The sequence below is a fragment of the Roseococcus microcysteis genome (genome assembly GCF_014764365.1).
GTDB classification, from domain to species: domain Bacteria; phylum Pseudomonadota; class Alphaproteobacteria; order Acetobacterales; family Acetobacteraceae; genus Roseococcus; species Roseococcus microcysteis.
Map to the genome: position 1 here is coordinate 1,608,459 of NZ_CP061718.1, position 8,941 is coordinate 1,617,399.

The window sequence follows — 8,941 nt, forward strand, 5'->3', positions numbered from 1 at the left end:
CCGGTGCCAGCATCCGCCCCGCCAAGGCAGGGAGATTTTGGGCAAGGATGCAACCGTCCCGGGACGGCGCGCTGCGGCGCGCGGAGGAATGCTTCGACAGCGGCGCCTATCTGGAGGCGCTGCGGCGGCTGGTCGCCGTGCCCACCGAGAGCCAAATGGCCGGCAGCCAGCCCGCCCTGATCCGATATTGCGAGGAGACCATCCCCGCGCTGATGGAAGGCATGGGCTTCGAGGGCCGGGTCATTCCCAACCCGAACCCGAGCTTCGGCCCGGTCTATGTCGGCACCCGCATCGAGGACCCTGCCCTGCCAACCATCCTGGTCTATGGCCATGGCGACGTGGTGCGCGGCCTGGCCGGCAAGTGGACGGACGGGCTCGACCCCTTCGCCGTCACCGTCAAGGGCGACAAGTGGTATGGCCGCGGCACGGTGGACAACAAGGGCCAGCACCTCATCGCCATCGAGGCGCTGCGCGCGGTGATCGCGGAACGCGGGCGGCTCGGCTTCAACGCCAAGGTGCTGGTCGAGACGGGCGAGGAACAGGGTTCGCCCGGGCTGCGCGACATGATCGTGCGGGAGCGCGACGCGCTGGCGGCCGACGTGTTCATCGGGCTGGACGGCCCGCGGCAGACCACCTTCATGCCCGAGCTGAAGCTCGGCGCGCGCGGGGGCATCGCCTTCGATCTGGTGGTGCATCTGCGGAACGAGGCGCATCACTCCGGCCATTGGGGCGGCGTGCTGCGCGACCCGGGCTTCGTGCTGGCGCATGCGCTGGCCAGCATCGTGGACCAGGACGGCAAGATCCTGGTGGAAGGCTGGACGCCGAAATCCGTCCCGCCCGGCGTGCGCCAGGCCATCGCGGGCCTGGTCTTCGAGGACATCCCGGGCCTGCCCGAAGCCGACCCCAAATGGGGCGAACCCGGGCTGACGAAAGCTGAAAAAATCTTCGGCTGGACCAGCGTCATCGTGCTGGCGCAGATCACGGGCCACCCGGACGCGCCCACCAACGCCGTGCAGGGCGAGGCCCGCGCCCGGCTGCAAATCCGCCACACCGCCGATGTGCCGGCCAAGGATTTCCTGCCGGCGCTCCGCGCGCACCTGGACGCGCGCGGCTTCGAGGGCGTGCAGATCATCCCCGTGGCCGAGCGCGACGTCTTCGGCGCCGCCCGCACCGACCCCTACAACCCCTGGGTCGGCGTGGTGACGGAAAGCATGACGCTGACCGCCGGCCGCGCGCCCAACATCGTGCCCAACTCCTCGGGCTCCAACCCGTCGGACATGTTCATCGAGGAGTTGGGCCTACCCGTGCTCTGGATTCCGAACTCCTATGCCGGCTGCAACCAGCACGGGCCGGACGAGCACGCGCTCGCGCCGCTGCTGCGCGAAGGGCTGCGGCTGATGGCGGGCATCTGGTGGGATATCGGCGAAGGAAAGCGCGGCTGATGCAAAAGACACTTCCCCTCCTGCCCACCACGGTCGTGGGCAGCTACCCCCAGCCGGCCTGGCTCGTGGACCAGGCGAAGCTGCGCGGGCGCCTGGTGCCGCGCGTGCGCACGCCCGAGCTCTGGCGCGTGGAAGAGGCCTATCTGGAGCAGGCCCAGGACGACGCCACCCTGATCGCGATCCGCGACCAGGAGCGCGCGGGCATCGACATCATCACCGATGGCGAAATCCGGCGCGAAAGCTACAGCAACCACTTCTCCTCCACGCTGGAGGGCATTGACCATGGCAGCCCTGGCGAGGTCATCGGCCGCACCGGCAAGCCCACCATCGTGCCGCGCGTGACGGGCCGCATCGCGCGCACCCGCGCCGTCGAGGTGCGGGACGTGGAATTCGCCCGCGCCAACACCGATCGCGCCATCAAGATCACCCTGCCCGGCCCCTTCACCATGACGGCGCAGGCGAAGAACGAGTTCTACGCCGACGAGGCGGAGCTCGCGATGGATTTCGCCGTGGCGCTGAATGCGGAAATCCGCGAATTGAAGGCGGCCGGCGCCGACGTCATCCAGCTCGACGAGCCCTGGATGCAGGCCTTCCCCGAACGTGCGCGCCGCTTCGCCATCCCCGCCATCAACCGCGCGCTGGAAGGCATCGAGGGCACCACGGTGGTCCATATGTGCTTCGGCTATGCGGCGATGGTGAGCGAGAAGCCCTCGGGCTATTCCTTCCTGCCGGAACTGTCGGGCACCACCGCCGCGCAGATCTCCATCGAGGCGGCTCAGCCCAAGCTCGACCTCGGCATCCTGCGGGAGCTGGAAGGCAAGGCGGTGATGCTGGGCGTGATCGACCTCGGCACGCGGGAGGTGGAGACGCCCGAGATCGTGGCCGCGCGCATCCGCGCGGGGCTGGAGGTGCTGCCGCCCGAACGCCTCATCCCCGCGCCCGATTGCGGCATGAAATATTTGCCGCGCGATGTCGCCTTCGCCAAGCTCCGCGCGCTGTCCGAAGGTGCCTCGATCGTGCGCGCGGAACTCGGCTGAATACGGCGCGCGCCCGCCTTCGCGGTTGACCCTGCGGGCAAGGCCCTTATCGTCAAGAACAACAAGGAGGCACAAGCATGAGAAGGTATCTTCTGGGGGCCGTGGCCATGGCCGCCGCGGTGACGTTCGGCGCACCCGCCGTGCTGGCGCAGCCGGCGCAGAACACCATCCGCTGGTTCTCCGACACCGAGCCCGCGAACGTCTCGCCCTATTTCAACTCGACGCGCGAGGGCGTGATCTTCGGCTTCCATGTCTGGGACGCGCCGCTCTACCGCAACCTCCGCACCGGCGAGTATGAGAACCACCTCGCGGAATCCGTGCGCATCGTGGACGACACCACGATCGAGCTGCGCATCCGCCAGGGCATCGTCGCGCACAATGGCGACACGGTGGATGCGCGCGACGTGGTGGCCACCGTCGAATTCGCCCTCGACCCGGCGAACCAGGTGACCAATGGCGGCCGCGCGCGCTGGCTCGCGGGCGCGGAGCTGGTGGACAACCACACCGTCCGCCTGCGCACCCCCGCACCCTTCGGCCCCTGGCAGGAATACCTCACCACGCTGCTGATCATCCCGCGCGCCTCGCTCGCCACCGGGCGCGAGGGCATGGGCCGCAACCCGATCGGCACCGGCCCCTATCGCGTGACGGAGCTCAGCGCCGGCCAGCGCATCGTCTTCGAGCGCTTCGACCGCTATTTCGGCGGCGCCAAGGGCCAGCCCGAGGTGGAGCGCCTGGTCTTCCGCCGCGTGCCCGAGGCCAATACCCGCGTGGCCGAGCTGCTGACCGGCGGCGTGGACTGGGTGTGGCGCGTGACACCCGACCAGGCGCGCAACCTGCAGCGCCGCCGCGGCGTGACCGTGGCCTCCGGTGGCACGGTGCGCTTCCACTATCTGCAGATGGACGCCGCCGGCCGCACCGGCGAGCAGGACAACCCGATGCGCGACATCCGGGTGCGCCAGGCCATCAACCACGCGATTGATCGCACGGGCATCGTGCGGAACCTGGTGGGCGAAGGCTCCGACCCGCTGCACACCCCCTGCCACCCGGACCAGTTCGGCTGCGTGCAGGACGGCATCACGCGCTACGACTACAACCCCGAGCGCGCACGCCAGCTTCTGGCCGAGGCGGGCTTCGCCAACGGCTTCACCGTGAACATCATGGGCTATCGCGAACGCCCCTGGGCCGAGGCCATCATCGGCAATCTGCGCGCCGTGGGCATCACCGCGAACCTGCAATGGCAGCAATACGACGCCTACCAGCGCGCGACGCGCGAGGGGCAGGTGCGGCTGGCCTACGGCTCCTGGGGCTCGACCTCGCTGTTCGACGTGGCCAACTCCACCTCCTACTTCTTCCGCGGCTCCACCGACGACATGACGCGGGACCCGGAGGTGATGGCGCTGCTGGAGCGTGGCGACAACAACACCGATCCCGCCGCCCGGCGCGAGGCCTACACGGCCGCCATGCGCCGCATCACCGAGCAGGCCTATTGGGCGCCGCTGTGGACCTTCCCGCTGACCTACGCCTTCAACTCGCAGCTGGAGTTCGCGCCGACGGCCGATGAGGTGCCGCGCTTCTACTCGGCCCGCTGGCGGCGCTGATCGGTGCTGCGTTTCACCCTACGCCGGCTGCTGCTGGCGCTGGTGGTCGGCGTCGCCGTCTCCGCCATCGCCTTCATGCTGCTGCGCATCTCCGGCGACCTGGCCATCTCCCTCGCCGGAGAGGATGCAAGCCCCGCGGATGTCGAACGCATCCGCGAGCAATACGGCCTGAACCGCCCGATCATCGTCCAATACGCGGAATGGCTGTGGCGGGCGGTGCGGGGTGATCTCGGGCGTTCGCTCTTCTATCCGGAGAGCGTCGCCAACCTCATCATGTCGCGCCTGCCGGTGACGCTGACGCTGGCGGGCGCGGGCCTCGTCATCGCGCTGCTGATCTCGCTGCCGCTCGGCATCATCGCCGCGCTCAAGCGCAACACCTGGGTGGACCGCGGCGCGCTGGGCATCGCGGTCATCGGCCAGGCCATGCCGAATTTCTGGTTCGGCCTGCTGATGATCTTCTTCTTCGGCCTCACCCTCGGCTGGCTGCCCATCTCGGGCTCCGACAGCTGGCTGCACTTCGTCCTGCCGGCCATCACGCTGGGCTGGTTCTCCGCCCCGGTGCTGATGCGCCTCACGCGCGGCGGCATGGTGGAGGTGATGACCTCCGACTACATCCGCACCGCCCGCGCCAAGGGGTTGCCGGCCCGCGTCGTGGTGCTGAAGCACGCGCTGCGCAACGCCATCATCCCCGTGGTGGCGCTGTGCTCCGTGCAGTTCGGCAACATGCTCTCGGGCTCGGTCATCATCGAGACGGTCTTCGCGCTGCAGGGCATCGGCTATCTCGCCTGGGAGGCGATCTCCCGCCGAGACTTCCCGGTGGTCCAGGGCATCCTGCTGCTGGTGGCGCTGTTCTACGTGGCGCTTACCCTGCTGGCCGACATCCTGAACGCCTGGCTCGATCCGCGCATCCGCAGGGGCTGACATGAGCGACATCACCGCACCCGCCGGCCCCAAGCTTCGCAAGAAACGCGGCCGCATCCTCGGCAATTCCGGTCTGATCCTGGCCGCGACGGTCCTCGCCCTCATCACCTTGATGGCGATCTTCGCGCCCTTCATCGCGCCGCATGACCCCTATGCGCAGACGCTGGACGACCGGCTGATCCCGCCCGCCTTCATCGACGCCGAGATGGCCGACCCGCGCTACCTGCTGGGCACGGACAATCTCGGGCGCGACTACCTCTCGCGCCTGATCTATGGCGCGCGCATCTCGCTGCTCATCGGCCTGCTGACCATGCTGGTCTCGGGCGTCATCGGCACGGTGCTGGGGGTCGCGGCCGGGTATTTCGGCGGGCGGGTGGACACGGTGGTGTCCTTCCTCATCACCACGCGCCTTTCCTTGCCGGTGGTGATGGTGGCGCTGGCCGTCGTGGCCGTGGCGGGTGGGTCGCTGCAGGTGGTGGTGCTGGTGCTGGGCCTGCTGCTGTGGGACCGCTTCGCCGTGGTGATGCGAAGTGCGACCATGCAGCTGCGCAACCTCGAATACGTGGCGGCCGCGCAGGCGGTGGGCTGTTCCACGCCGCGCATCCTGGTGGGCGAAATCCTGCCCAACCTCATCCCCGCCCTGGTGGTCGTGGCCAGCTATGAGATGGCGCAGGCCATCCTGCTGGAGGCGGCGCTCTCCTTCCTCGGCCTTGGCGTGCAGCCGCCGCTCCCCTCCTGGGGGCTGATGGTGGCGGAGGCGAAGGAGGTCATGCTCTTCGACCCCTGGGTCATCCTGCTGCCGGGCCTCGCCATCTGCATCCTGGTGCTGGCCATCAACATGCTGGGCGACGGCATCCGTGACGCGACCGCGCCGGAGGGCCGCTCATGACCACGCCCGTCCTCGATGTGAAGCAGCTCGCCGTCCAGATCCCGGTGGCCGATGGCGTGCTGCACGCGGTGCGCGACGTGACGCTGACGGTGGCGCGCGGCGAGACGCTCTGCGTGGTGGGCGAGAGCGGCTGCGGCAAGTCGCTCACCTCGCTCGCCGTCATGGGGCTGCTGCCGGGCTCCGCGCGCCGCACCGCCACGCATATGCGCTTCGCCGGCGAGGATCTGCTCTCCGTCACGCCGCGCCGCCTGCGAGAATTGCGCGGCAACCGCATGGCCATGATCTTCCAGGAGCCGATGACGAGCCTCAACCCGGCCTGGACCATCGGCGACCAGCTGACCGAGCCCTTCCTGCGCCACGGCAAGGGCAACCGCCGGGAAGCCACCGACCGCGCCGTCTTCCTGCTGGAGCGCGTGGGCATCGCCGCCGCCGCCCGCCGCCTCGGGCAATACCCGCATGAGCTCTCGGGCGGGTTGCGCCAGCGCGTGATGATCGCGATGGCGCTGATGTGCGGCCCCGATTTGATCCTGGCCGATGAGCCCACCACCGCGCTCGACGTCACCATCCAGGCGGAAATCCTGCATCTGCTGGCGGAACTCCAGCGGGAGTTCGGCATGGGCCTGCTGCTGGTCACGCACGACCTCGGCATCGTGGCGCGCGTGGCGCACCGCGTGGCGGTCATGTATGCGGGCGAGGTGGTGGAAAGCGGCCCCACCGTCACCGTCTTCGACGAGCCGCGGCACCCCTACACGCGCGGCCTGATCGACTGCATCCCCATCCCCGCGCGCAGCAAGCCGGGCGTGCCGCTGGGCACCATCCCGGGCCTGGTGCCGAGCCTGGTGGGCGGCATCGAGGGCTGCGCCTTCCGCGACCGCTGCGCCTTCGCGACCGAACCCTGCACGCGCCCCGTCCCCGTCGTCACCGGCGCGGAGGGCCATGCCTGGCGCTGCATCCTGCCCGCCGCGGTGCCCTCCCTGCTGGAGAACCCGGCATGAGCGACCAACAGCCCATCCTCGAACTGCGGAACGTGGTGAAGCGCTATTCCGTGGGCCGCGGCATGTTCGCCGCCAAGCGGCCGCTGATGGCGGTGGGGGGCGTCTCGCTCTCCGTGCCGCGCGGGCAGGTGCTGGGCCTGGTGGGGGAAAGCGGCTGCGGCAAGAGCACGCTGGCCAAGATGGTGCTGGGCCTCGAAACCCCCACCGAGGGCGAGGTGCTGATTGACGGCCGCCCCATCGCGCAGCTGGGGCGCCTGGAACGCGCGCGGCTGGTGCAGCCGGTCTTCCAGGACCCCTATTCCTCGCTGAACCCGCGCAAGACCATCGCCTCCATCGTGGGCCTGCCATTGGCCGTGCATGGCGAGGGAAGTGCGGCCGAACGCGAGACGCGCGTCGCGGAGATGCTGGCCCTGGTGGGCCTCTCCCCCCGCCATGCCGCGGCCTATCCCTCGCAGCTCTCGGGCGGGCAGCGACAGCGCGTGGCCATCGCGCGCGCGCTGATCCTGAAGCCGCAACTGCTGATCTGCGACGAACCCACCTCGGCCCTCGACGTCTCGGTGCAGGCGCAGATCCTGAACCTGCTGATGGATCTGCAATCGCGGCTGGGGCTGACCTCGCTCTTCATCAGCCACAATCTCGCGGTCGTGCAGATGCTCGCGACGCGCGTGGCCGTGATGTACCTGGGCCGCGTGGTGGAGGAAGGCCCGACCGCCGAGGTCATGGTCCGGGCCCAGCACCCCTATAGCCGCGGGCTGCTCGCCTCGGTGCTGACGCCCAACCCGCGCCTGGGTCTGCCCGACACAAGGCTCGGCAGCGTCTTCCCCGACCCGCTGGCGCCACCGCCCGGCTGCGCCTTCCACCCGCGCTGCCCGCTGGTCTTCGACCGCTGCAAGGTTGAGGCCCCGCAACTGCGCCACCACCAGGGCGCGTCGCGCGCCGCCTGCCATGCGGCGGAGCAGGACGCGGCCATGGCGCCCGCCTGATGAAGATTCGCGGCGTCTCGGCCGAGATCCGGCATCTCGCCAAGCTTGGCACCGCGGCGCGCGGCTATGCGGCGCTGGACGCGCCCGCCTTCGTGCTCTGCCGCGTCGAGGGTGAGGACGGGCTGGTCGGCCAGGGCGTCACGGGCCGCTTCCTGGCGCCCCAAGTGGCGGAACTGCTCAACACCGGCATCGCCGAGGCTTTGGCCGGGCAGGATGCGCGGCGCATCGAGGCGGTGGGGCCCATGCTCACCGCGCGTTTCAACCCGCGCGGCCTGGGCACGGTGCTGACCGCCGCGATCTCCGCCCTCGACATGGCGCTGTGGGATTTGCGGGCGCGCGCATTGGGTGAGCCGCTGTGGCGGCTGCTGGGCGGCGCGCGGACGGAGGTGCCCTGCTACGCCACGGTGGGCCTGCCCGGCTACAGTGAGGAACAGCTGGTGCAGGTCTGCCGCGATGCCATCTCGGGCGGCTATGTCGGCGTGAAGATGCTGGTGGCCGCCGGCGGGCGTTCCGTGGCCGAGGACGCGGCGCGGGTGCGTGCCGTGCGCGCGGCCATCGGGCCCGATGCGTGCCTGATCCTCGACGCCAATTGCGGGATGCAGCTGGGCGATGCCAAGCGCCTCGCCCGCATGGTCGAGGAATGCGACATCGCCTGGTTCGAGGAGCCGCTGCGCGACAACGACATCGAGGGGCTGGTGGCGCTGCGCCGCGCCGTGCGCATGCCGCTGGGCGCGGGGCAGATGATGCACTCTCTCACCTGGTTCCGCGAGGCGCTGGCGCGGGGTGCCCTCGACTGGGTGCAGCCCAACGCGGCCTTCTGCGGCGGCATCACGGGATTGCTGCGGGTGCTCGCGCTGGCCGAGGCGCATGGCGTGCCCGTGGCCCATGCGGGCGGCTGGGACATCGCCAATGCGGCCGCGCTGGCGGCGCATGGCGCGGGCGGCTGGCTGGAGATGCACGGCGCCCAGGCCTCGCTGCGCGCCATGCTGGAAGAGGACATGGTGGCCGAAGGCGGCGTCATGCGCCTGCCCGACCGTCCCGGCATCGGCTTCGCCTTCCGCTGAGCGGGCGCGGGA

The 8,941-nt window shown here is 70.1% G+C and carries 8 protein-coding genes; all 8 read left to right on the forward strand.

Annotated features, from left to right (window positions below):
* The first annotated feature begins 47 nt into the window (after nucleotides 1–47).
* The 8 genes from ICW72_RS07695 to ICW72_RS07730 all read left to right on the forward strand — a co-directional run bounded on the left by ICW72_RS07695 (nucleotide 48) and on the right by ICW72_RS07730 (nucleotide 8,929).
* The gene (locus tag ICW72_RS07695; RefSeq protein WP_191085664.1) at nucleotides 48–1,442 is read left to right on the forward strand and encodes a M20/M25/M40 family metallo-hydrolase; all 1,395 of its coding nucleotides are present in this window, start codon (nucleotides 48–50) and stop codon (nucleotides 1,440–1,442) included.
* Nucleotides 1,442–2,479, forward strand: coding sequence for a uroporphyrinogen decarboxylase family protein (locus tag ICW72_RS07700; RefSeq protein WP_191085665.1), 1,038 nt, complete (start codon nucleotides 1,442–1,444; stop codon nucleotides 2,477–2,479). The genes ICW72_RS07695 and ICW72_RS07700 overlap by 1 nt, the downstream gene beginning before the upstream one ends.
* A gap of 77 nt (nucleotides 2,480–2,556) precedes the next feature.
* On the forward strand, nucleotides 2,557–4,077 hold the full coding sequence (locus tag ICW72_RS07705; protein WP_191085666.1) for an ABC transporter substrate-binding protein: 1,521 nt from the start codon (nucleotides 2,557–2,559) through the stop codon (nucleotides 4,075–4,077).
* A gap of 3 nt (nucleotides 4,078–4,080) precedes the next feature.
* On the forward strand, nucleotides 4,081–4,998 hold the full coding sequence (locus ICW72_RS07710; RefSeq protein ID WP_191085667.1) for an ABC transporter permease: 918 nt from the start codon (nucleotides 4,081–4,083) through the stop codon (nucleotides 4,996–4,998).
* Nucleotide 4,999: 1 nt separating this feature from the next.
* A complete protein-coding gene (locus tag ICW72_RS07715) occupies nucleotides 5,000–5,887 on the forward strand; it encodes an ABC transporter permease (protein WP_191085668.1) in 888 nt (295 codons plus the stop codon).
* Complete coding sequence (locus tag ICW72_RS07720) at nucleotides 5,884–6,882, forward strand: ABC transporter ATP-binding protein (protein WP_191085669.1); 999 nt, start codon at nucleotides 5,884–5,886, stop codon at nucleotides 6,880–6,882. Before ICW72_RS07715 ends, ICW72_RS07720 begins: the two co-directional genes overlap by 4 nt.
* Nucleotides 6,879–7,865 (forward strand): ABC transporter ATP-binding protein, encoded by a 987-nt coding sequence (locus tag ICW72_RS07725; protein ID WP_191085670.1) that lies wholly within the window; start codon nucleotides 6,879–6,881, stop codon nucleotides 7,863–7,865. Before ICW72_RS07720 ends, ICW72_RS07725 begins: the two co-directional genes overlap by 4 nt.
* Nucleotides 7,865–8,929 carry a mandelate racemase/muconate lactonizing enzyme family protein gene (locus tag ICW72_RS07730; protein WP_191085671.1) on the forward strand — a complete coding sequence of 355 codons (1,065 nt, stop codon included), beginning with the start codon at nucleotides 7,865–7,867 and terminating at the stop codon, nucleotides 8,927–8,929. Before ICW72_RS07725 ends, ICW72_RS07730 begins: the two co-directional genes overlap by 1 nt.
* Nucleotides 8,930–8,941 lie beyond the last annotated feature (12 nt).